This window comes from Rhizobium sp. A37_96 (assembly GCF_053521765.1).
This window is the reverse complement of record NZ_JBNWDS010000021.1, coordinates 26,618-50,616: the sequence shown is the minus strand read 5'-3', so window position 1 is coordinate 50,616 and position 23,999 is coordinate 26,618. Positions and strand designations below refer to the sequence as shown.

Below are 23,999 nucleotides of genomic sequence, written 5' to 3'. Positions count from 1 at the left end.
GTAGATGGCGCGAAAAAATCTCCTGGAAATCTCGGCGCCCAACACTGGGCGCACAGACGCGCCATCTGCAAAGGATAGCCGCCCCATTGCCGGCTTCCTGCCGCAGGCGAGGGGCTCCGGCCCGGTCGGAGGCATCACCAGAACGCTTGGCAACATCACGGAAAAGATGGAGCGGGCCAGCGATCTCGAACGGCAGCTGGCTGAGGGGCAAACCGTCGTCGAACTCGAACCGGAGCTGATCGACGGCTCGTTCGTTGCCGATCGTCTTGAAATAGACGTGGTCGAACTCGGCCAGCTTGTCGACCAGATACGCGAGCACGGGCAGCAGGTTCCGATTCTTGTGCGTCCGCATCCGGAATCGAGGGGACGTTTTCAAGTCGCCTACGGACACCGCCGTTTGGCGGCTGCGAAGGAACTCGGCATCAAGGTGCGGGCTGTCGTGCGCCAGCTCACCGACGATCAGCTGGTGGTCAGCCAAGGCCAGGAAAACAGCGCACGCACCAATCTGTCCTACATAGAGCGGGCCCTGTTTGCCTTGCGCCTCGAGCAGCGCGATTTCGGCCGTGATATCATCATGGCCGCGCTTGGCGTGGACAAGGCGGCCCTCTCGAAGATGCTGATCGTGACCAGACAGGTGCCCATGGCTCTTATCAGCGCCATAGGCCCTGCTCCTGAAATCGGACGGCGGCGTTGGCTCGAATTGGGAGAACGTCTGGAAAGCATCGCGCCAGAGCCGATCATTGCCGAGTTGTCCGCGGACAACCACCGCAAGATGTCGAGCGACGAACGCTTCCAGCAGGCGCTGGCTTTGGCGACAGGCAAGCCGGTTTCAGCCAAATCGACCGCACAGCCATCATCCATAACCGGCATTCCGGTAACTTTTAAGCGAACGCCGGCGCGCGCCACTTTTGTTTTTGACAGCAAGGCTGCGCCCGGTTTCGACCAGTTCGTTGAAGAAAGACTGAGATCTCTCTTCAATGAGTTTCAACAGCGAAAGGAAACGTAACCCGCAAAAGAAAAAGGCCCCCAAACGACGCTGTCGTGGAAGCCCTTCTCTGATCTTAAGCAAATCGAGAATCGCATTTCCCCGAATCACAGTCAAGAGTATTTGGCGCCGTTTTGGTGAGCAGAGTTCTTTTGCCACAACGTAGGTGAAAGAAAATGGAAGCCGAATATGTGACGACGCCTTTTGGGCGGCGGCCGATGACGCTTGCCATGTTGATGGCTCAAAGACGAGCTGAACATGACAAGCCAGTCAAGTCCGTCGACAAATGGAAAATTCATCGTGCGCTTTGCGAGGCGAAACCTCTTCTCGGGGTAACCGACCGGGCGCTAGCAGTTCTCAATGCGCTCTTGAGCTTCTATCCGAAGAACGAACTCTCGGATGATGCCAACCTGATCGTATTTCCGTCGAACGCGCAATTGTCTCTGCGAGCCCATGGCATGGCCGAGCAGACCATCCGCCGCCACCTGGCAGCACTTATCGCTGCCGGTCTGCTTGTCCGCAGGGATAGCCCCAACGGCAAGCGTTATGCTCGTCGGAGCAGGGCAGGGGACCTCAGCGAGGCCTATGGTTTCTCGCTGGCGCCTCTGCTGACCCGTGCCGAAGAGATCGAACGCCTGGCAGCCCAGGTCGCCGCGGAGCGCCTTCACGTCCAGAGCCTGCGCGAACGCATAAGCCTTCACCGGCGCGATATCACCAAGCTCATCGAAACCGCCATTGCGGAGGCGATCGAAGGTCCATGGGAAACGGTCCATACCGGCTTTCGCTGCCTGATCGATGGCCTGGCCCGTTCTCCGACGACACAAGAGCTGGAAACTCTTTTGGATAAACTCGGCCGTCTGCACGCCGAAATTATCAACCGATTGGAAACACACGCAAAAGCCTCGAAATTAGGCGGCAATCCCTATCAGAATGAGCGGCACATACAGAATTCAGACTCCGAATCTCAAATTGAATCTGAAACCTGGGCAGAACAGCAGAAATCGGGACCCACAAGCCTCGATGTTCCGCAGAGAGCTCCTGTCTCTGAAGGAATTGAGACGGCTTCAGCTCGTTTTAGCGCCGCATCCTTCGTACCTCGCCGTTCTCACACCGATACCGAAACTCCAAAGGTACGGACTGAGCTGAAATCATTCCCGTTGGATCTCGTTCTGCGTGCCTGCCCGGAGATTGTGTCTTATGGACCGGCAGGTGAAATCGGCAGCTGGCGGGATCTGCTCGCCGCCTCGATTATCGTCAAATCAATGCTCGATATCAGCACGGCTGCCTATCAGGAGGCCTGCGCTACCATGGGGATCGAAAACGCCGCGACGGTGATGGCCTGCATCCTGCAACGCGCAGAACATATCAACTCCGCTGGGGGTTATCTCCGCGATCTGACGCGACGTACACAGAAAGGAGAGTTTGCCATTGGTCCCATGCTTATGAGCCTGTTGCGGGCAAATACGGCCCTGCCTGCCCACAAAGCGGCGTAACTCGGCACCGTACCGATACTGAAGACCGGGATCCGGTTCTGTCATTAACCCAGGGTTCTATACGGACCACAGGATCACTGAAACCATCCGAGGCATCAGCGATTTCATTCGGTGAGCCAAAGGTTCTGCACGACCGTTGTAGATCGAGCGGTAGCAAAGTACCGAATAGCTTCCGCTTTGGACGCTTATTTGAATAAAATCAATTGGCTAGGAAGGGTACAAAATTCAGTCGAAATGACAAGATCAACCGTGAAAGACGTGTCCGATACCCGAGAACGCCCGATTTTTATGCCGCTTTTGCCGGCAAATGTCCATATGTTTCGACTCGGAAGTCGCTTCCGCACTCAGAGAGTGAGAGGTTAAGCAATCGCATAATTCGCGCCGGAGCAGGCGTGCATCGCGGAAGCATCCCCAAAACGAAAACGACGATCCCGTTCCGGACCGTCGCTTGTCTAATTCTCCGGCCGAGGCGGAACGGATATTACTGCGGATCACAAATTGGTATCGGCCGGGCGGGCGGTGCCGGATGGTCCTTCTTGTATTGAACGATGATCGGCTCAAGGGTTTCCCTGGGCCAGAACTTCGGCGTGCCGATTTCCTTCAGGCAGGACTCGTTCCAGTACAAGCCTGACTGCGCCGGCGAGCGGCCGGCGGCAACGGCCTTGGCAACCGCTTTGATGTCCGAGGACTCCGGATAGATGTAAAGAGTTGTCGGATTGTCCTTCACCATGGAGATGATCTGGCTAGCATCCGAGGCCGACCAGCTCGTGCAGCCATCGCTGCGGCCGCCGGCATATTCCACCAGCTTTCCGAGCGGCACATATCCGTCACGGTTGGCATAGGGACTTTGCGGATCCTTCTTCATGCATATTCCGGCGACCTTCGCCGCGGCATGTCCGCCTATCGCCCGGGCGCGCGCATTCGCGGTTTCACCCTCGCCATCGAACTGGATGAAGGTGCGCAGGAAAGCGGCATCCTTGCTTTGGGAGAGCCGATAATAGCCCTTGAAGCTCGTCTTCGTTTCCTCGGTCACATAGGAGCCGCCCATCGTCAGGTTCGAATCCATCGCATTGCCAAAATTCCTGGCACACATCCGGCCGTTGCCGAAGTCTGCGACGCCTTTGAGATCCCGGCCGCTGCCGTGCCCGGAGGAGACGACGCGGAACGTCTGCGTCGCCTCGCAGACGATATAGAACCGACCGGCCGACTTGCCGTCGGCCGGATTGTTGGGGCGCGTCGCGTCCATGGCGAAATAGCAGGGATTTCTGACTTTGCCCTCGCTGACCTTGCGCATGTAAAGCGCGCGGGCTCTTTGCAGAATCGGCTGGGCGATCTGGCCTTCGCCTTGGCCGACATAAGCGGTCAGCCATGACGGAATTTCCGATTGACGCTCTGCGGCAAGGGATTGCGATGCTGCTGCGGGGACAATGATGGAAAGGGAGCAAAGGCTGAGCATCCTGACGATGCTTCGGAGGGCGTATCTCGACCGCACGGAATTGGATCTCCTATCAAACATCTCGGACCTGAACGCGCCGCTGCCGGCTACAGCGGTATCGACAGCCTGCCTGCCCCACAAGCGCGACTGCCATGCACTCAGATCCAGAAACCATAGTTGTGCGCTGCTTTGCTGAACGTAGACCTAACGGAGGCGACGTTTCCTGGCCGCGACGGCAAATTCTTCGCTCGCCATTGGATTTTCTCGACCCGCTTCGCAGCATTCCTTACCGATCGCGGCGCAAATATGGCGAACTTCGGGCGGGCGGCCTTGGAAACTATCGAGCCCTCTGGCTCGCTCGATAGCGGGAATAATCTGCCATTGCCTCCGGCGCCAGCTCGAAAAGCTCCTTCGAGCCGGGCCGACCTTGAAGATGGATGAAAATCGGCCGGAGCTTGTCGGACTGCGCAATCGCCAGATAGGCGATTTGCAGCGATCGTTTGCTTAGCCAGTCGGGATCGCGATCGAAGGTGATATTCAGTTTGGTCCGATTCATCCGATACTCGCCGGCAACGATCACGACCTGCGAAAGCAAGGTGCTCAGGAATATCGCGCCTATTCGTTGATCGCAGTCAAAGCTCGGGACAAAGCCATTGTCCAAGATCACCATGACGCCACTGCTCATTTCCACGAGACGTTAGCACGCTGCGCCCGAACGAATCTTACTAGGATGCGGTCGGGTATGAGGCATGACGGGATACCGGAAACTCGAGATGGGCTTCGCGTCGAACCAGAAAACAAAAAAGGGCCCCGAAGGGCCCTTTGACTTCGCAGGCTGAAAATCAGCGCTGGAGATTGACGAGTACGTCCAGCAGGTCGGAGCCTGTCTGGAAGACCTTGGAGTTGGCCGTGTAGCTCTTCTGCGCCTGGATCATGTCGGTCAGCTGGCCGGCCAGGTCGACGTTCGATGCTTCCAGCGAGTTCGACTGGATGTAGCCAAGGCCGTTGCTGTTGGCGAAGCTTGTGACGGTGACGCCGGAATCGGCATTGGCCTGATAGACGTTGCCGCTCAGAAGCGTCAGCTTGTCCGGGCTTGCGACGGTCGCCAGCGGGATCTGATAGATCGCCTTCGGGTCGCCTGTCTTGTAGTTGGCATAGACGACGCCGTTCTTGTCGATCGAGACGCCGGTCACCGGGCTTGCAGCCTGTCCGTCGGTCGAACCCTTCGAGCTGAAATCGGTCGCCTTCTGGGTCATCTGGGTCAGATCCATCGCGATCGAACCACCGGTTTTCGGGTCGGTAATGTTGAAGGTTCCGCCGCTCGTCATATTTCCGTTTGAATCAAATTTCAACGTGCTGGTGGCGAGCGGCCCCGAGGAATAAGGGAAAGAACTGGTGCCGGAGGTATTGGCGTCGGCGTTGCGATAGACGCTTACTTCCCACTGATCCGTCGTCGGCGGGGTTGCCGTCGGATCGGCTGCCTGCGTCTTGGTATAATAGATATCATACATGACAGTATTGCCGAGCTTGTCGTAGGCGACGACGGAGCTCTTCTGGGTGTTCGCCGTGGTGGTCGCCTGGTTCGCACTCGGAAGTGTCTCGGTCGAACTTGGTACGACGACCGACGCATTTGAATTGAGGTTGCCGGTAAAGCTGCCCGAAGTCGACGGCGAACTGGCAAGACCGCTCTGATTGACATTGATCGGCACCAGGCCATCGAAGCCGTTGACGACGACGGCGGGCGCTCCCGACTGATAGGAATAACCCATCAAGGTGTAGCCGGCTGAATTCACGAGATTGCCGTTGGCATCGGGCACGAAGTCGCCTGCGCGCGTCAGGACCGTCTTGCCGTCGGCGCCCTGCACGACGAAGAAGCCGGCGCCCTGGATCGACAGGTCGCTGGTCGACGAGGTCGAGACGGTGTCACCCTGCTGCGAAACCGAATAGCTGACATTCGTCTCGACGCTGCCGGAATTGTAGTTGCCGCCGCCCGAGGGCAGGATCAACGATGAAAAGCTGGCACTTGCCGACTTATAGGCCGTTGTGTTGACGTTCGCGATGTTGTCCGACACGGTGCTAAGGCGGTTTGCCTGCGCATTCATGCCTGAAACCGCCGTTTTCATGCTACCAAAGATGCTCATTGGTTCCTCGCACGTTGCTGATGCCACCACGATAACCAGAGTGACTTGTGTGAAACTGGCTTTTTCCCAATGCCTTGAGGTCGAAAAGCCGCTGAAGACCTATTGCGGCGCGATATGGGGAGCCGGGAAATCCAGTACGCGGCTGGTATAGCTTTCGACCAGCGCGCTGAACGGCGTACCATCCGGGAGCTTCAGCACGGCATGGTGCTCGAGGAGGAATGGAGGCAAGGTAAGCGGCACCGTGCCGGATGGCGGCAGTTTGGTTCCCGTGTCCCATCCCTCCGGCAGGGGTGCCCAAAGCAATTTGGCCGACAGATTCGTGCGCGTGAAATTGAGCGCCTGAACCGCGCGGCCGAAGGCGATGTCGCTCGTATCGAGAGCCTTGTTCATCTCCGTCGTCAGCCTTGCCGGCAGATACCAATTGTCTGCCTCGGACAGGACCCGATCGCCGCAGGCAAGGCGAACGCGCCGATAGGCGACGGATTCATCGGGGCTGATGGCGAGCAGCTTTCGGACCGTAGCGTCAGCCGGCTTGTCCTGCCCGCGTACACGCTGAGCGACGATTTTGGATCCATCGGGTGCAAGCTTGTGCGTGGCGCACCACCGGTCGAGCGTCAGCGTCGCGCTGGCATTGCTGAGGAGATCGGCATTCAAGGTCTGGAGGATGGCAAGCGCCTCCAGTCGCGAGGTCGGCGTATCCGACCATTGCGACGGAGCGGACATGTCCTGCGCCACTACGGTCTGCGTGCCAAGGGTGATGGCGATGGAACCGCTCAGGGCAAGGAAGCGGACGAGTGAAGAGGCTGTGAAGAGCATTGGCGATAAAATCCTGCGCGCAAACGATGTATGGGCCGAACCTTGTGCCTGACAGGCTCGCCAGCGGATAGATGGCGGGAGCCTTGCCATTGGCAAGGCACAAAATGCCAATGTGGCTGTCCGCGGCAACTGGCCGCAAAGCAGATAATCGAAATGCGCCATGAGATCGTGGCGACTACGATCCGATTGCGCTCAAGCCCGCAACTGTCATGTGTATCAACCCGGCCGTCGCAGCAAAGGCAAGTGCCGAGACGAACAGAGCCGCAAGGATCAGCACCCCGTCCCGCGCCATGAGGGCGACGGCGATAACGACAAGGGCGACGACCGGCATATAGTTGCCGAGCGGGATCGGCAAAACGATGGCGACCCCCAGCAGGAAGATTGGAAATGACAGCAGCCATTGCATTGTTCCGCCCGTGAAGACGGCCAGGCGCCCGGGACGCACCATGGTCTCGACCTTTGCAAGGATCGGCGCGCTATAGCGCACCATGATTTCAACGACCGCCGGCGACAGTCTGCGTCTGCTGAGGAACGCCGGGAGCCATATCGTCCGACGGCCCATCGCGATCTGCGCCGCCGCCACGGCGAGCGCACTTCCGAAGACGATGCCGAAAGGCCCGGGTATGGGAGAGAGCGCAGGCAAGGCGAGAAACAGGATGGTGAAGGCGATGCTCGCGCTGCCAAGGCCACTCAGCATCTCGCCAATCGAGATGCCACCTTGCGCTTGCGCGAGCTTGAGCAATTCATGCAGGCGAACAGAGATTCCTGCGTTCTCCTGCGTCGCGTCCGTTGCCTGTTCCATCATTCGATTTCACCGCGCCGGGTTGTCGGGACACTTGGCATCGCGCCTCTTCACGTCTCGATGGCGGCATTTTTGAACAGGCCCATGACGGTCGCGCAGGCCGGATTGTTCTTGTCGAGCAGATCAACGGGATTGCTCCAGCCGGTCGAGACGCCGATGACGGTGGTGATCGTCCAGACCGTGTCTTCCGATGCGCGCTGCACCAGCAGCGGAATCTGAGATGACAGACAGGCCTGCGATTGCCTGACGATTTCGATCGGTTGGCCTGCGGCGGCGGCATGCCGTTCGATTTCGGCCTGAAGCGGATTGAGAGCAAAGGTTGCAAAGAGGGACGCGATGAGATTGGAAATCATGTGTCTGCCTTTCGGAAAATCAGTGGGAGCGGGGAGGGCAGGATGCCCGCAGCACGCGGGCATCTCGTTGCATTATGCGCGTTCGGCCCTGTCGCGCGTTTTCAGCAGGCTCCAAGCCACGCCGCTTGCGATGATGGCGAAGGTGATGCCGAGGGAGAGGGCGGCCGGGAATTTCTCCAGGCCCAGCATATCGGCAATGAAGATCTTCGAGCCGATGAAGACCAGCACGATGGCGAGCGCCGGCTTCAGATACTGGAAGCGATGGATCATGGCCGCCAACGCGAAGTAGAGGGCCCGCAAGCCAAGGATGGCGAAGATGTTCGACGTATAGACGATGAACGGATCGGTGGTGATGGCGAAGATCGCGGGAACCGAATCCACTGCAAAGATGACGTCGGCCACTTCGATCAGCGCAAGCGCCATGAAGAGCGGCGTTATGAACCAGACCATCCTGCCTGTCTGCGGATGCGGCTGCCTGACGAAGAAGCGCTCGCCGTGATGGTGGTCGGTGACGTTGAAGCGGCTGCGCATGAAGCGGACGAGCGGGTTTTTGGAAACATCCGGCTCGGCATCCTTTACGACCAGCATCTTGATGCCGGTACCGATGAGGAACGCCGCGAAGACATAGAGAAGCCACGAGAATTCGGCCACCAGCGTCGCGCCGACGCCGATCATGATCGCGCGCAGCACGATGACGCCCAGGATGCCCCAGAAGAGTACGCGGTGCTGATAAAGGCGCGGAACGGCGAAGAAAGAAAAGATGAGGGCGATGACGAAGACGTTGTCGAGAGCCAGCGTCTTTTCGACGACGAAGCCGGTCATATAGGCAAGACCGGAATTGGCGCCGAGATACCACCATATCCAGCCGCCGAAGGCGAGGCCGAGGGAGATATAGAGCACCGAGAGCTTGATGCTCTCGCCGACACCTATCTCCTTGTTTTCTTTATGCAGGACACCAAGGTCGAATGAGAGGATGGCAATGACGAGCGCAAGGAAGCTCGCCCACATCCAGAGCGGCTTTCCAAGCCACTCCACGAAGAGCAAGGAAGTTTCCATGACGGAGAACCTCGGTCGGCGCGATGTCGGAACGGTCCGACATCGCAAGAGCGCCGACGGCTCTCACCAGAGGGGCCCGGACCAGCGGGTTGGCCAATAGCTGGGAAGGGGGCGTTCGCGTTTCAAGGGGCGTAGCAACAGTTCGCAAGGGAACGGTAATTTCGCCCGGTTCTCTAGTCCGACGTCCGTCCGATGTGGAGGCTATAGACGCTTGCCCTTTCCTGCGCGACGAAATCGGTCAACGCTGCGGGAATTTCGACATGAGCGCTGTATCGCGCCAGAATATGGAATCCGTCAGGAAGACCTGTCGCTATGCGATCGATGATCTTTTCATAATCGACGATCAGCAGTTCGCGCCCGACCATCAGATCGAAAAGCGCGGGATCGGAAATGACATGCTCGTTCTCACAAAACCAATAGGAGGAAATCGTCAGATCGGGGTGGTAGCCGATCTGCGCCGGCAGGTTTCGTTGCTCGAACTGGAAACGCCCCGGCAGCTCGGCCGCCGACATGAGTTCCCTGGCAAGAGAGAGTTGATGCGCCGACACATCCAGACCGTGAAGCTCCAGCCCGGGATTGTCGGCAAGATAGGCAAAGGCCAGGCTGAAGGCGCCCGAGCCGCAGCCGAGATCGCATACATTCTTATATCCATGCACGGCAGCTTTCAGATTGGTGAGCGCCTGCAGGCACTTCAGAGAATTGCGCATCCCGAAAGCGCGCGTAAATGCATCGGCGGAGCTGCTGTAGTCGAATATCTCGATCTGGCGTCTGCTTTCGACAGCGTTGCGCAAGGCAATGGAGTCGCTGCTTGGGTGATATAGATGGTTACACTTCAGTAGGATCTCGGCGAATTCCTCGATAGTTCGCGCCTGTACGTCCGTGCATGCCATGCAAGTCTATCCTCGCTAGGGGTGTACTGCCTGGCGTGATAGGAAAGGCAGCAGGGGCCGAAAGCAAGCCCCTTAACGCGCTAAAGATGTGGCCGCCGTCATCGAAGGCTGTCGCCATGCCAGCCGTGCGAAGAGGGGACCGGAAACCCTTCAAAGGTCTTGAGCGTGTCGAGGACGATCGAAGTCTTCACATGCTGTACCGACTCGTGCGGCAGCAGCACGTCGTTGACGAATCTTGAAAGGCCGGCCAGTCCGCGCGTCGCGACCTTCAGGTGATAATCCATTTCTCCGGTCAGCGCATAGGCTTCCAGAACTTCCGGCAGCCCGTTGATCAGCTGCGAAAACCGGCGGGCATTGTCCCTGTTGTGCGTGGCGAGCGTCACCGAAATCACCACCAGCATATCCAGGCCCAGCCTCTGCCTGTCGAGATTGGCCTGGTAGCCGCGAATATATCCCTCAGCCTCCAGCCTGCTGCGCCGGCGCGAGCATTGAGAGGGGGAAAGGGCAATCCGCTCGCCCAACTCATTGTTCGTCAGCCTGCCGTCCTTCTGAAGCTCTTCGAGCAGACGCAGATCCAATTTGTCGAGTGGCTCATCCATTGCATGAATCTTTCAAAGTGCTCACAGATCGTGTATAATATTCTCAGTTCGCAGCGATAATGCAAGCACTTTGCGTGCGTTTTGGGCCATACTTTGCACAGTCAAAGTCCAGTCTTCCGAGGAGGAGAAAATGGGTCCTTTTCCACACGATGCGCCGCCGTCGGAAATCACCGCCGATAACCCGGCCGGCACCGATGGCTTCGAGTTCGTTGAATTCGCTCATCCCGAGCCAGAGAAGCTGCGCGAGCTCTTCACCCGCATGGGTTACGTCACGGTTGCCAAGCACAAGACGAAAGACATCACCGTCTGGCGCCAGGGCGACATCAACTACATCCTGAACGCCGAGCCCGGCAGCCATGCCGCTCGCTTCATCGCGGATCACGGCCCCGCGGCGCCGTCGATGGCTTGGCGTGTCGTCGATGCCAGGCACGCCTTCGATCATGCGGTCTCAAAAGGCGCGGTTCCCTATGAGGGTAATGACAAGGCGCTCGATGTTCCGGCAATCGTCGGCATCGGCGGTTCGCTGCTTTATTTTGTCGAGACCTACGGCAAGAAGGGATCGGCCTACGAGGCCGAGTTCGATTGGCTCGGCGAGCGCGACCCGCGCCCCGAAGGTGTCGGCTTCTACTATCTCGACCATCTGACGCACAATGTCTTTCGCGGCAACATGGACAAGTGGTGGGACTTCTATCGCGACCTGTTCAATTTCAAGCAGATCCACTTCTTCGATATCGACGGGCGTATCACCGGTCTCGTGAGCCGGGCCATCACGTCCCCCTGCGGCAAGATCCGCATCCCGCTGAATGAATCGAAGGACGACACCAGTCAGATCGAAGAATTCCTGAAGAAGTACAAGGGCGAGGGCATCCAGCACATCGCCGTTGGAACGGATGATATCTATCAGGCGACGGACACGCTTGCCGACAACGGCTTGCGCTTCATGCCGGGCCCGCCGGAGACCTATTACGATATGTCCTATGCGCGGGTGAACGGGCACGAAGAACCCATCGAACGCATGAAAAACCATGGTATCCTCATCGACGGTGAAGGCGTGGTGAATGGTGGCATGACCAAGATCCTGCTGCAGATCTTTTCCAAGACCGTCATCGGCCCGATCTTCTTCGAGTTCATCCAGCGCAAGGGCGACGAAGGGTTCGGCGAAGGCAATTTCCGCGCCCTCTTCGAGTCGATCGAAGCGGACCAGATCAAGCGTGGCGTCATCGGCACGGCGGCCGAGTGAGCTTTTTCGGGCGACCCTGCCCAAGCGTGGGGTCGCTTTCAGTCTTCGGGAGGAGTGAAGCATGGACCAGACGATATCCAAGGCGTCCGACCGCCAGGCCACGGCGACGGATAAGCTGCAGTACATGCCGGGTTTCGGCAACGATTTCGAAACGGAAGCCCTCCCTGGCGCATTGCCTCAGGGCCAGAACAGCCCGCAGAAATGCAATTACGGTCTCTACGCCGAGCAGCTTTCCGGCTCGCCATTCACTGCTCCGCGCGGAACGAACGAGCGGTCATGGCTCTATCGCATCCGCCCAAGCGTCCGTCACACCCGGCGCTTTTCCAATGCCTCCTATCCTTTCTGGAAATCGGCACCCTGCCTGGACGATCATTCGCTGCCGCTCGGCCAGCTTCGCTGGGACCCGGTGCCGACGCCGTCCGAACGGCTGAATTTTCTGGAAGGCATCCGCACGATCACCACCGGCGGCGACGTGCTGACCCAGACCGGCATGGCCGCCCACGCCTACGTCTTCAACGAGGATATGATCGACGACTACTTCTTCGATGCAGACGGAGAGCTGCTCCTCGTTCCCCAGGTCGGCGCCATCCGGGTCTTCACGGAAATGGGCGTCATGGATGTCGAGCCTCTGGAAATCTGCGTCATCCCGCGCGGCATGATGTTCAAGGTGACGCGCAGAGGCGATGAGCAGGTCTGGCGCGGCTATGTCTGCGAGAACTACGGCGCGAAGTTCACGCTGCCGGAGCGCGGGCCGATCGGCGCGAATTGCCTTGCCAACCCGCGTGACTTCAAGACCCCCGTTGCCGCCTATGAGGACAAGGAAACGCCGTGCCGCGTGCATGTCAAATGGTGCGGCAAGTTCTACGTCACCGACATCGGCCACTCGCCCCTCGACGTCGTCGCCTGGCACGGCAACTACATTCCTTACAAATACGACCTGCGGACATTCTCACCGGTCGGCGCCATCCTGTTCGATCATCCCGATCCGTCGATCTTCACGGTGCTGACCGCGCCGACAGAAAGTGCCGGCACCGCGAATGTCGATTTCGTCATCTTCCCGCCGCGCTGGCTGGTTGCCGAACATACGTTCCGGCCCCCCTGGTATCACCGCAACATCATGAGCGAATTCATGGGCCTGATCCACGGCCAGTATGATGCGAAGGAAAAGGGCTTCGTGCCGGGTGGCATGAGCCTGCACAATATGATGCTGCCCCACGGCCCGGACGCCTCCGGCTTTGAGAAAGCGTCCAATTCCGAGCTGAAACCGGTGAAGCTGGATCAGACAATGGCCTTTATGTTCGAGACCAGATTTCCGCAGCAGCTGACGAAATATGCCGCTGAACTCGAAACACTGCAGGACGATTACATGGAATGCTGGGATGGTCTGGAGCGCCGGTTCGACGGTACTCCCGGGATCAAGTGACGATCAGCCATCCATTCTTCGATATTGGAACCGGACCATGAAGCTCGCGACTTTGAAAGACTCCACAAGGGACGGCCGGCTCGTGGTCGTTTCGCGTGATCTGACCCGTTGTTCCGAGGTCGGGCACATCGCCCGCAGCCTGCAGGCTGCCCTTGACGATTGGGAGCACGTAGCGCCGAGGCTCGCCTTGATTGCGGAAGGCATCGAAACAGGCGCGGAACCGACGATACGGTTTCACGAACACGATGCCGCCTCGCCGCTGCCGCGAGCCTATCAGTGGGCCGACGGCTCAGCCTACGTCAACCATGTCGAGCTGGTGCGCAAGGCGCGCCATGCCGAAATGCCGGCAAGCTTCTGGGTCGATCCGCTGATGTACCAGGGCGGCTCCGACGGCTTCCTGGCGCCGCGCGATCCCATCCTTGCGGCCGATGAAGCCTATGGCATCGACATGGAAGGCGAGGTGGCCGTCGTGGTCGGCGACGTTCCCATGGGGATCGGTCCGGAGGCGGCGCGCCACGCCATCAAGCTGGTGATGCTCGTCAACGACGTGTCGCTGCGCGGCCTGATCCCGCAGGAATTGGCGAAGGGCTTCGGTTTCTTCCAGTCCAAGCCGTCATCGGCGTTCTCTCCGGTTGCCGTCACGCCGGATGAGCTTGGCGATGCATGGGATGGCGGCAGGCTGCACCTGCCGCTCCTGGTGGCGTTGAACGGCAAACCCTTCGGCAAGGCGAATGCCGGCGTCGACATGACGTTCGATTTCGGTCAACTGATCGCCCACGCCGCCAAAACGCGCAGCCTCGTCGCCGGCACGATCATCGGTTCGGGAACGGTATCCAACAAGCTTAATGGCGGGCCGGGAAGGCCGGTCGAGAAAGGTGGCGACGGCTATTCCTGCATCGCCGAGATCCGGATGATCGAGACAATCGAAACCGGATCTCCGAAGACACAGTTCATGCGTTTCGGCGATCAGGTCCGTATCGAGATGCAGGATCGCGCTGGGCATTCGATTTTCGGGGCGATCGAACAGACCGTCCAGCGATACGAAGGACCGCAGGCGCGATGAGCGACGTCGTTCTTTACGATTACTGGAGATCGTCGGCGAGTTACCGCGTTCGCATTGCGCTCAACATCCTCGGGATCGGCTACAGAACCGTCCCGATCAATCTGTTGGATGGCGAACAGAAGAGTCCGGATTACCTGGACCTCAACCCGCAGGGATTCGTGCCGACGCTGGTGATCGATGGAAGGATCATGACGCAGTCGCTGGCAATCATCGAATATCTGGCCGAGCTTCGGCCCGATGGCGGATTGATCCCGCCGGAAATCACAGATCGGCAGCATGTGCGCGAACTCGCCTACGCGATTGCCATGGATATCCATCCCATATGCAATATGCATGTAGCCGCCCATGTCGCGACGATGACGGATAAGGCCGACGCTCGCGAGGACTGGATGAGGCATTTCATCGCCAGCGGCCTTCGCAAGCTCGAGATCATGCTGCGCAAGTTCGACGGTGCGTTCGGTTTCGGCGATACGCCGACCCTGGCGGATATCTGTCTCGTTCCACAGGTCTATAACGCCCGCCGCTGGGGCGTGGACCTGACCGACCTCAGGCGCATCGTCGAAATCGACGAAAACTGCGCGAAACTACCTGCCTTTCAGGCTGCGCATCCGGATCGCGTCAAGGTCTAAGCACGACCCGAAGCCGAATGTGCCAGGTGTCGGAGCGTCGGCGCTGCAGCTATAAACACGCGTCTTTTAGATGCTATACATACAATCAGCATTCCTTAGCGATGTCGCCTTTTGAATTACCGGTTGCAGAAAGTCGCGTGTTTTTTATGTGATTGTCATGTGGCTTTTATAAGTGGGGAGAGGGAAGCAACCAACGCAGGGGGTATAAATGCGTAAACTTCTTCTCGCCATGATGTCTGCGACCGTAATGTCCGGCGCAGCCCATGCAGCGACAGTCTATCCGTTGGACCGGGCAACGGTACTCGCCGGCTCGCCTTTCGATTTCAAGGTCGAGTTCAGCAAGGTGGTAAAGCCTGAGGACGTGAAAGTCACCGTCAACGGCGAAAGCTATGATGCGGTTTTCGGCAAGGCTGCCGATTTCGTCGCCGAGGAAAAGGGGACCGAAGACAAGGTGCTCGGATCCGCTCTGATCCTGCGTGGCGTCAAGCTCGCAAAGCCCGGCCAATACAAGGTCGAGGTTTCGGCCGGTGACGAGAGAAAGTCGGTCAACTGGGACGTCTACGGCACGTCCGCTGCGCCCAAGGCCAAGAACATCATCTTCCTGCTCGGCGACGGCCTCTCCGTCGCGCATCGCACCGGCGCCCGTATCATGTCCAAGGGCATGACCGAAGGCAAGGCCAACGGCCGTCTCGCCATGGATGACATTCCGCCGGTCGCCTTCATCGGTACCTCCTCGACATCGGCCATCGCCACGGACAGCGCCAACACCATGTCGGCCTATATGACGGGGCACAAATCGGCCGTGAACGCGCTCGGCGTCTATGCCGACCGCACACCGGCAAGCCTGGATGATCCGAAGGTCGAGACGATCGGCGAGGCCCTGCGCCGTACCGGCAAGAAGTCGCTCGGCATCGTGACCACGTCCGAACTCGAGGACGCGACGCCTGCCGCGCTCGTGTCCCATACGCGCAAGCGCGGCGACAAGGCCGAGATTGTCGGCATGATGTATGACGTCAAGCCGGATGTCCTGCTCGGCGGCGGCTCGGCCTATTTCCTGGCGAAGAGCGTACCGGGCTCCAAGCGCAAGGACGACAAGGACTACATCGCGCTCTTCAAGGACGCCGGCTATGCCGTTGCCACCGACAAGACCGAATTGGCAAGCGCCGCCGGCTCGAACCAGGACAAGCTGCTCGGCCTCTTCCACACAGGCAATCTCGACGTCACGCTCGATCGCGAATTCCTCAAGAAGGGCACCGTCGACAAGTTCCCGAACCAGCCGGGCCTCGTCGACATGACCGAGGTCGCGCTCGACAAGCTTGCCAAGAATCCGGAAGGCTTTTTCCTGGTTGTCGAGGGCGCATCCATCGACAAGATGAGCCATCCGCTCGACTGGGATCGCGCTTTGATCGAAACGATCGAGTTCGACAAGGCGGTTGCCGTTGCCCGCGAGTTTCAGGCGAAAAACCCCGACACGCTGATCGTCGTCACAGGCGACCATACGCATGGCGTCTCGATCATCGGCACTGTCGACGATGAAAAGCCGGGCACGGAAATGCGCGACAAGGTCGGCACCTATGCTGCTGCCGGTTTTCCGAACTACGAGGACAAGGATGGCGACGGCTATCCGGACCGCGTCGACGTTTCCCGTCGCCTGTTCATGGCCGCCAACAATGGTCCCGACCATTACGAGACCTTCCGTCCGAAGCTCGACGGCCCTTTCGTTCCGGCAATCCAGAACGAGAAGAAGGAATATGTTGCCAACGAAGCCTACAAGGACGTGCCCGGCGCCGTCTTCGTGCAGGGCAATATTCCGAAGGACGAAGACAGCGGCGTCCATGCCGTGGACGATATCGTGCTGCAGGCGGTTGGTCCCGGTGCCGAAGGCTTCCGCGGTTACATGGAACAGAGCGATGTTTACCGCGTGCTGGCCGACACCTTCGCGCTCGGCTCTGAAAAGATCTAACTCGTCAGAGACAATCCGACTATGGACAGGTGGCTTCAAGGCCGCCTGTCTCTCTTTCTCTCAAGGGGTACGCGATGTCCAAAAGCCAGATCGCCACCATCAATCGCCGGACCTTCTTGGCCGTTGCCGCGACTTTGCCGGTCATGGGCATTGCCGTGCGTGCGAAGGCTGCCGAGAAGCTTGGCTTCGGCGAGCTCTACAAGAGCTTCGGACCGCTTGGTCTGGAGTTTTCCGACAGGGTGAAGCAATTGAGCGGCAAGGAAATCGCCATCAACGGCTTCATGGCGCCGCCCTTGAAGGCGGAGGCAGCCTTCTTCGTGCTGACGGAAATTCCGATGTCGCTTTGCCCCTTCTGCTCTTCCGATGCCGACTGGCCTGACAACATCATGGTCGTCTATCTCTCAAGCAGGCAGACCTTCGTGCAGTACAACGCGCCGATCCTTGCGCAGGGCGTGCTGGAATACGGCTCCTGGACCGATCCCGAAACCGGCTTCATCAGCCAGTTGCGTCTCAGGGATGCATCTTTCAGGACGGCCTGATCATATGCTTGCGCTTGATGTCTTCAGTCTTGAAATGCAGTTTCCCGGCTTGGCTACGCCTGTGCTCGCGATCGAGCGTTTCCATCTGCCGGCGGGCGGCAGGCTCGCGATCACCGGCGCATCCGGCTCAGGCAAAAGCACCTTCGTCAACGCCATCACCGGCCTGGAGAAGGTCACGCGCGGCAGCGTTTCGTGGAGCGGCACGGAGATCACCCGTCTTTCCTCTGGCCGGCGCGACGCGTTTCGCGCGCGCAACATCGGCCTCGTCATGCAGGACTTTCATCTCTTTCCCGGCTTGTCCGCCTTCGAGAACGTCGTGCTGCCGGTCAGGCTCACGCGGCGTCTCGCACCTCACGAGCGGGATCGCGCGCTTTACCTGTTGTCCGCAACCGGTATTGCCCGTCCGCAGCAGAAGATCGAGACGCTATCGCGCGGAGAGATGCAGCGTGTTGCCGTTGCGCGCGCCCTTTTATCGCGTCCAGGCGTCGTCGTCGCGGACGAGCCGACCGCCAGCCTCGACCGGCAGGCGGGCAAGGAGGTTGCCGAACTCCTGCTGCAGCTTGCGGCCGAGGAAGGGACGACGCTTGTGGTTGTCACGCATGACGCGTCGCTTGCCGAACGACTGGGCCGCCGCATCAATCTGGCGAGCGGCCGCATGGAGGAAGACATTCAAGAGGCCGGCGCACAATGATCACCTTCATTCTTGCCGATCTCAGGCGCTTCTGGAGCGGGGCGCTTGCCGTCGTTGTGCTGATTGCCCTGTCGGTCGCCTTGAGCGTGACGGTCACGCTGCAGGAGCGGGCCGTACGGCTGGGCAGCGCGCGCGCCGCTGAAAAATTCGATCTGCTTGTGGGGGCTGCCGGCAGCGAGACGCAGCTGGCGCTTTCGGCCGTCTTCCTGCAGCCGGCGCCGCTGCCGCTGATGGAGGGAGCCGTTCTTTCCCGTCTTGCCAACGACCCGCGCGTGGAGCTGGCGGCACCGGTCGGCTTCGGCGATTCCGCTTACGGGCATCCGATTGTCGGCACGACGACCGGCCTGATAACGTCCCTTTCGCCATCGCTGTCGCAGGGGGTGATCTTCTCGCGCTTGGGAGAAGCGATGGTGGGCTCCGATGTCGCCTTGTCGACGGGCGCGGAGATCAAGCCCATGCACGGCTCGGCCGAGGCCGGTGGCGAAACCCATACGGCCATTGCCTATAGGGTCACCGGCCGCATGGCGCCGACGGGTACTGCATGGGATCGCGCGATCCTCGTGCCGATCCGTGCGGTCTGGCTGCTGCACGGAATGCATGGAGACGAGCACCACGACCACGACGGCGATGCGGCTGAGCCGCATGGTGCCGAACCGGCGGCGCAGGAGGAAGGCCATGGACATGAGCACGGCCATGTCGATGCCGATGCGCCGCTCGATGAGTATTTCGACGCGCAGACGCCGGGTGTTCCGGCCGTTCTCGTCAAGCCGAAGACGATTGCCGATGCCTATCGCCTGCGGCAGGAATATCGCACCGGCACGACGCTCGGCGTCTTTCCCGCGGAAGTATTGACCAGGCTCTACGCGACGCTTGGCGATGCCCGTAGCCTGCTTCTGGGCATCGCCCTTGGAACACAGGCGATCGTGATTGCCGCGATCGTGCTGGTCACGGTCATGCATGTCGGCTCGCGGCGTCGGCAGATCGGCGCCTTGCGCGCGCTCGGCACACCGGTCGGCTCGATCGTCACTCTCGTATGGGGCGAGCTCTTTATCCTTTTTGCCGCCGGCATCCTGCTTGGTATCGCGCTCGGCTATACCGCAGCGTTGGTGATCTCCGCCAGACTTGCCGCATCGACCGCGGTCCATCTGCCTGTCGGCTTCACTTTCGATGATCTATGGCTCGTTGGCGGTTTCGCGGCCGTCGCGGCAATCATCTCCGTCGTGCCCGCGTTCAGCGCCTTACGCTCCAGCCCGGCCGCCGCGCTGCGCGCCTGACGACCGGTTGGCCACAAGATTGGCGGGAGCGCGCCCGCTTCATGGGCATGTCGGCTGAAATCGAATTGCCGTCCGACGCGCCGAAGACATATGGCTTCGTCGGATCGATTTTGAGCTGAAGGGCCTGGTCTCGAGGCGGTCCCCGACGGCTGCGACGATCGAATGAGCTTACCCGAAGCGAATGGCCGTTCAGCCTTCGAAGCCGAACCGTTCGACATCGAAATCGTCACCATCGTAACTGGCGCTACCCTCCTGAATGTCGGCGACATCGTCTTCCATGGGGATCGGCGCACCGACGAGATCCGGGAGCGTCATGTTGATTGCCATCCCCGGCGGCTGCAGCGCCCAGGCGACGATCGCCCCGGTCGACATCGACCCGACGCCCGCCGATACGTCCTGGGAGGCGTAGATGGGGAGCGCCGTCATCGGCTGCATCCTTGCCATGGCGCCATCGTTCGCTGTCTCCGAATGGCCGGCAACCACCAGTCTTCCCGCATCGTTTCGCCCGACCACCAGGCTTGCCAGCGCGGCAGGCGCCGGTCTTTCCGGGGCGACTGTCGGAATGGCGACAATGCTGGCGGGCCGCCATGCCGGCAGCGGCACGCTATAGGCTGCAAGGTCGGCAAAAGGCGGCGCCTTATGTTCCTCTGTCACCCGCTTGGCAAGCTGAAGTTCCAGCCCACTTGCGGCCCGGCTCTTGGGTGTCGGAAGCATGCTGGTCAGAAGACTGGCGTTCGGCTTATCCCCGCGAGACGCGATCGACGGGCCGTCATCGTCGTCAAAGACGGCTTCGATCTTGGCGCTCGGTTGAGACGGCCGCTTCCGGGATTGCGTGACGGCAACCTCATAGCCCGGCAGAGGTCTTCCGTCCGCCGGCATATGCAGTGTCCGTCCGTTCGGGAAAAGTCGTGCGAGTTCCTGACGCGACATCCTCGGCCATGCGCGGACCCTGCCGACATCCAGATGGACGAACGGCGATCCGGAATTGGGATAGAAGCCCACGCCGCCGATCTGCATTTGCATGGCGATCGCGCGCAGGCTCGCGAGCTTCACGCCTGGAATATAGAAATCCATCGCCTTTCCGAGCGTATGCTGGCTGTGCTTTGCGACGCCGGAGCTGCGCGAGCGATTGCGCAGCATGCCGTTGGTCGACGGAGAGCGATAGGCCGAGACGACATGAATGGGTTCCCGCGCACCGCTGCGATCGTAGACCTCCCAGACAAGGTCGAGCAGTTCCGGATCGATCCGGGTCGGCTCGTTTTTTCGCCAATCGCGCAGGAAGCGGTTGATTTGGGCAAGGCCTCTCGGATCGTATTTGCCACCGCGCTTGAAGACGATGGTCGCCCTTTCGCCCGTATGCGTGAAGAAGAGCTTGAGCGCCCTGTCCTCGGCCGCGGCGGAGCCGGCAAAGGCGCCGAGTATCAGCATCGCGGCCAATGCCACGCGGCAGGCGACGAACGAGGAGATCATGGCGAAGCTTGTCGCCGAAATGGAGAAGATCGCTTGATGCACGGATACGACTTTCGCCCTTGCTAACAGACACAGATATCAGAGGCGCCGCGCCCGCGGCATCGCTATACCTCCAATTATGGTCAATAAATCCCTAACGGACCGTTTATAGCGGAAAATGGCGCGATTTTGCCGGTTCGAGCGCTTTCATGGGGACTGAAGCCGGCCCTTTCGTGGCAGTCACTCCGCATCTTGAAGAACTCCGGGCTCATGGCTGCGGCCGGGCGGAAAAGCAGCGGTCGTAGGATCTCGCGGCGGCATTCGAACCATGTGGATAAACCGGCTTTGCAAACGTTTTCGCGCGGGTTGCAAACTGCCTGCCAAGACAGCATCATCGCGGCCCATGAGCGGACAGAATCGATTTGCTCCGCCGTCCAGCGGGCAGCAAACCATTAAGCGTAGCGACCTGTTGCGGCAGCTTCGGCGCGCCGGCCTCCGCCGTTTGACGGCTATCGTGGCGCCCGCAGGCTACGGCAAGACGTCGCTCGCCGTCCAATGGCATGACATGCTGAAGGAGGATGGCGTCAAGCTTTGCTGGGTATCCCTCGATGCCGAGCACGCCAATCAGGAAGCCTTCCTGCTTGCCCTGATCGATGGTCTTCAAACGCTTCTGGACGAGGATGGAGCAGACGCCGGCAATCTGCCGGCCGCGGCGCTTCTTTCCGTGCTTGGAACACGCCTGCGCAAGATCGATGAGCCGGTCGTCATCTTCCTGGACGACTATCATTTCGCCCAGACGGATGCGACCGAGGCGTTGATGGCGAAGATCCTTGCCGATCTTTCGCTGGAGCATGTCAAGCTGGTGCTGGTGAGCCGCAGTCCGCCGCGCTTTCCGCTTTCGGCTTTGCGGCTGCGCGGCGAGTTCAAGCAATTCGGTGTTGCCGAACTCGGCTTTAGCGACGCGGAAGCGCGGGAATTGTTTGATGGCAAGGGCGCAGATCTGACCGAGGAGCAGGTCGGCTCTTTCAATCGCCGCACCGAGGGCTGGGCCGTCGCGCTGCAGATGGTTAGCCTGCTGGTCTCGGACTCCGAACAAAGCGATGCCATCCTGGCCACTTTCGATGGCGGCGGCGCCGATATGGGCTCCTATCTCTCCGAGCAGGTGTTTGAACATCTGCCCGAGGATATCCGTCTGTTTCTGGTCGAGATTGCAGCGCTGCCGGCGTTCAATCAACCGCTTCTCGAGGCGGCGCTGGAGAGCAGCGAGCGCGCCGCCATGATCGAGCGGCTGAACGAATATGCCCTTCCCGTGACGCTGCTTGCCGGCCCCGGCAACTGGATGCGCTTCCACCCCGTCTTCAACGAGTTCCTCAAGGAAACTGCCGGTCGAAGGGGCATCGATGCCGCGCGAGCTTTGAACCGGGCGGCCCATTGGTTCGAGGGCAGGGGCGATATAGATCGCGCCGTTCACCATGCGCTTTCGGCCGGTGACGCCAATCTTGCCGCGCGCATCGTTGAAACTGCCGGAGGCTGGCGGCGCGTCTATGCGACCACGCGCGGCGGCGCAACGCTTTTTCAGGCCTTAAGCGGGCGCGCTTCGGAGATCGATCTGGTCCGGTTTCCGCTGGCGACACTGGGGCTTTCGATCTTCAACGCCAAGGCCGCCCAGCTTGCCGCAGCCAATCATTATCTCGTCATCGCCGAACGGCGGGCTGCCGGCGATCCCATCCTGGCAAAGGATCTGCGCGTCGTGCGCATTCTTCTGGCGCTTTATACGGACCACTGGGCAAGCGCGGCCGATCTTTCCGCGCTGGAGGACGACTTGCGGCAGCCGGAAGGTATGGAGCTCATCCATCAGGCGCTGGCGCTCAACATGCTTTCCTACAATTTCCTGATCCGTAGCGAGCTTGATCGCGCGCTGCACTACGGCCATCTGGCCATTCGCGCCTTCCGCGACGGCGGCGCCGATTTCGGTGCGATGCACCTCTACACGCATATCGGCCAGGCCTTCTTTCTCTCCGGCGATTGCGCAAGCGCGCTTGCGGCCTATGACGAGCTGATCTGCGAAGCGCAGACCAATATAGCGCCCGGCAGCGATCTCGATGCCGTTGGCCAGGTCCTGAAGGCCGAAGTCCTGTCGATGAGCGGTGAGGTGGAGACCGCGGAGGAAATACTCGGATGGGCGCTGCCGCATCTTGAACGCCATGATACCTGGTTTGATCTTCTCGCCGCCGGCTTCATGGCCGAACAGCGGGTGCTGCGGATGCGGGGAGATTTGCTGGCCGCGCATGCCGCCATGGACCGTATCCGCGCAGCGGCGCGTCGTCGTGGCTTTGATCGGCTCACCCGTCTGATCGACGGAGAGCGCGCCATGCTTCTCATATCGTCCGGCGATCTCGATCAGGCGATCCGGCACGCCGAGGCCAACGGCTTCGGTATGCAGGCAATCGGCGCAGATCGGGCCAACACGCTCGCCATCCATCTGCGCGGCGCAACGCCGGCGATCTTCTGGACGCGCGCCTACCTGGCACTCGGCGAGAGTTCCAAGGCGCGGGAGGTCTTCGATCAATTCAGGACGCGCCAGTCACAGCGTCCGCATGTGCCGCGTGCGATAGAGCTGACCCTCATCGAGACTGGCATTCTGGTTGCCGAAGGCCGCACGGATCTCGCCGCCGCCCGTCTTTCCGATCTCGTCCTGACCATGCCCCTCGACGACTACAGGGCGCTGCTGCGTCTCGACTATGCCGCTGGCCTGGGAGAACTTCGCGCGCTCGCCAATCATCCGAGCGTTGCAAACGTCATCCGCAAGCGTCTCCAATCCTTGCTCATGGGCGGGGAGGCGACGCGGGAAGCAACTGTCGATGATGGCGGATCCACCTTTACCGGCCGGGAGCGCATGGTGCTCGAATTGCTGAGCTCAGGCCTTTCCAACAAGGAAATCGGCCGGATGCTGGCGCTTTCCGACAACACTATCAAATTTCACCTGCGCAACATCTTCGCCAAGCTCAACGTCTCGACGCGGACGGCCGCCGTGACGGCAGCGCGCCAAAAGGGCACGCTCAATCGATAGGCCTGCCCGAACGGGTGGGTTTCGCTATTCCCACCCACCCATCGGGAAGGCTTTCGGCGAGGAAAAAAACACCTAATCTGCCTTCATG

21 protein-coding genes are annotated in these 23,999 nt (G+C 60.1%); 11 read left to right on the top strand and 10 right to left on the bottom strand.

All coding sequences use genetic code 11. The features are described from left to right. Positions 1–4 precede the first annotated feature (4 nt). Complete coding sequence (gene repB, locus ACQZ6J_RS30775; protein ID WP_449086803.1) at positions 5–1,006, top strand: plasmid partitioning protein RepB; 1,002 nt, start codon at positions 5–7, stop codon at positions 1,004–1,006. A 155-nt stretch (positions 1,007–1,161) separates the two neighbouring features. Further along, positions 1,162–2,478, top strand: a complete 1,317-nt coding sequence (gene repC / locus ACQZ6J_RS30770) for a plasmid replication protein RepC (protein WP_449086802.1) — start codon at positions 1,162–1,164, stop codon at positions 2,476–2,478. 481 nt (positions 2,479–2,959) lie between these two features. Here the strand turns inward: repC and ACQZ6J_RS30765 are convergent, their stop codons facing one another. The 9 genes from ACQZ6J_RS30765 to ACQZ6J_RS30725 form a co-directional block, all read right to left on the bottom strand. Next, on the bottom strand, positions 2,960–3,970 hold the full coding sequence (locus ACQZ6J_RS30765) for a hypothetical protein (protein WP_449086801.1): 1,011 nt from the start codon (positions 3,968–3,970) through the stop codon (positions 2,960–2,962). A gap of 280 nt (positions 3,971–4,250) precedes the next feature. Next, positions 4,251–4,583, bottom strand: a complete 333-nt coding sequence (locus ACQZ6J_RS30760) for a hypothetical protein (RefSeq protein WP_449086800.1) — start codon at positions 4,581–4,583, stop codon at positions 4,251–4,253. 172 nt (positions 4,584–4,755) lie between these two features. Continuing rightward, positions 4,756–6,054, bottom strand: a complete 1,299-nt coding sequence (locus tag ACQZ6J_RS30755; RefSeq protein WP_163992970.1) for a flagellar hook protein FlgE — start codon at positions 6,052–6,054, stop codon at positions 4,756–4,758. Between the two features lie 99 nt (positions 6,055–6,153). Further along, a complete protein-coding gene (locus ACQZ6J_RS30750) occupies positions 6,154–6,870 on the bottom strand; it encodes a hypothetical protein (RefSeq protein WP_449086799.1) in 717 nt (238 codons plus the stop codon). Positions 6,871–7,045: 175 nt separating this feature from the next. Then, complete coding sequence (locus ACQZ6J_RS30745) at positions 7,046–7,675, bottom strand: exopolysaccharide biosynthesis protein (RefSeq protein WP_449086798.1); 630 nt, start codon at positions 7,673–7,675, stop codon at positions 7,046–7,048. A 47-nt stretch (positions 7,676–7,722) separates the two neighbouring features. Beyond that, positions 7,723–8,025 carry a hypothetical protein gene (locus ACQZ6J_RS30740; RefSeq protein ID WP_449086797.1) on the bottom strand — a complete coding sequence of 101 codons (303 nt, stop codon included), beginning with the start codon at positions 8,023–8,025 and terminating at the stop codon, positions 7,723–7,725. Between the two features lie 72 nt (positions 8,026–8,097). Further along, on the bottom strand, positions 8,098–9,081 hold the full coding sequence (locus ACQZ6J_RS30735) for a TerC family protein (RefSeq protein WP_163992965.1): 984 nt from the start codon (positions 9,079–9,081) through the stop codon (positions 8,098–8,100). 173 nt (positions 9,082–9,254) lie between these two features. Further along, positions 9,255–9,971, bottom strand: coding sequence for an SAM-dependent methyltransferase (locus ACQZ6J_RS30730; RefSeq protein ID WP_449086796.1), 717 nt, complete (start codon positions 9,969–9,971; stop codon positions 9,255–9,257). Between the two features lie 98 nt (positions 9,972–10,069). After that, the gene (locus tag ACQZ6J_RS30725) at positions 10,070–10,570 is read right to left on the bottom strand and encodes an Lrp/AsnC family transcriptional regulator (protein WP_163992961.1); all 501 of its coding nucleotides are present in this window, start codon (positions 10,568–10,570) and stop codon (positions 10,070–10,072) included. A 130-nt stretch (positions 10,571–10,700) separates the two neighbouring features. Between ACQZ6J_RS30725 and hppD the strand changes: the two genes are divergently transcribed. From hppD to ACQZ6J_RS30685, 8 genes are all read left to right on the top strand, one after another. Next, positions 10,701–11,810, top strand: coding sequence for a 4-hydroxyphenylpyruvate dioxygenase (hppD, locus tag ACQZ6J_RS30720; protein WP_449086795.1), 1,110 nt, complete (start codon positions 10,701–10,703; stop codon positions 11,808–11,810). Between the two features lie 61 nt (positions 11,811–11,871). Beyond that, positions 11,872–13,233, top strand: coding sequence for a homogentisate 1,2-dioxygenase (gene hmgA, locus ACQZ6J_RS30715; protein WP_163992958.1), 1,362 nt, complete (start codon positions 11,872–11,874; stop codon positions 13,231–13,233). Between the two features lie 37 nt (positions 13,234–13,270). Beyond that, positions 13,271–14,296: a fumarylacetoacetate hydrolase family protein gene (locus ACQZ6J_RS30710; protein WP_163992955.1), complete on the top strand. Its 1,026-nt coding sequence runs from the start codon at positions 13,271–13,273 to the stop codon at positions 14,294–14,296. After that, complete coding sequence (gene maiA, locus ACQZ6J_RS30705) at positions 14,293–14,925, top strand: maleylacetoacetate isomerase (protein WP_163992953.1); 633 nt, start codon at positions 14,293–14,295, stop codon at positions 14,923–14,925. The genes ACQZ6J_RS30710 and maiA overlap by 4 nt, the downstream gene beginning before the upstream one ends. A gap of 208 nt (positions 14,926–15,133) precedes the next feature. After that, the gene (locus ACQZ6J_RS30700; protein WP_449086794.1) at positions 15,134–16,888 is read left to right on the top strand and encodes an alkaline phosphatase; all 1,755 of its coding nucleotides are present in this window, start codon (positions 15,134–15,136) and stop codon (positions 16,886–16,888) included. A 74-nt stretch (positions 16,889–16,962) separates the two neighbouring features. Next, positions 16,963–17,427: a hypothetical protein gene (locus ACQZ6J_RS30695; RefSeq protein ID WP_449086793.1), complete on the top strand. Its 465-nt coding sequence runs from the start codon at positions 16,963–16,965 to the stop codon at positions 17,425–17,427. A 4-nt stretch (positions 17,428–17,431) separates the two neighbouring features. Beyond that, a complete protein-coding gene (locus tag ACQZ6J_RS30690; protein WP_449086792.1) occupies positions 17,432–18,118 on the top strand; it encodes an ABC transporter ATP-binding protein in 687 nt (228 codons plus the stop codon). After that, positions 18,115–19,392: an ABC transporter permease gene (locus ACQZ6J_RS30685; protein WP_449086791.1), complete on the top strand. Its 1,278-nt coding sequence runs from the start codon at positions 18,115–18,117 to the stop codon at positions 19,390–19,392. Before ACQZ6J_RS30690 ends, ACQZ6J_RS30685 begins: the two co-directional genes overlap by 4 nt. Before the next feature lie 189 nt (positions 19,393–19,581). Here the strand turns inward: ACQZ6J_RS30685 and ACQZ6J_RS30680 are convergent, their stop codons facing one another. After that, positions 19,582–20,862: a DUF882 domain-containing protein gene (locus ACQZ6J_RS30680; RefSeq protein WP_449086815.1), complete on the bottom strand. Its 1,281-nt coding sequence runs from the start codon at positions 20,860–20,862 to the stop codon at positions 19,582–19,584. A gap of 382 nt (positions 20,863–21,244) precedes the next feature. On the opposite strand from ACQZ6J_RS30680, the gene ACQZ6J_RS30675 reads away from it, so the two are divergent. Next, the gene (locus ACQZ6J_RS30675; protein ID WP_449086790.1) at positions 21,245–23,911 is read left to right on the top strand and encodes a LuxR C-terminal-related transcriptional regulator; all 2,667 of its coding nucleotides are present in this window, start codon (positions 21,245–21,247) and stop codon (positions 23,909–23,911) included. The last annotated feature ends 88 nt before the right edge of the window (positions 23,912–23,999 follow it).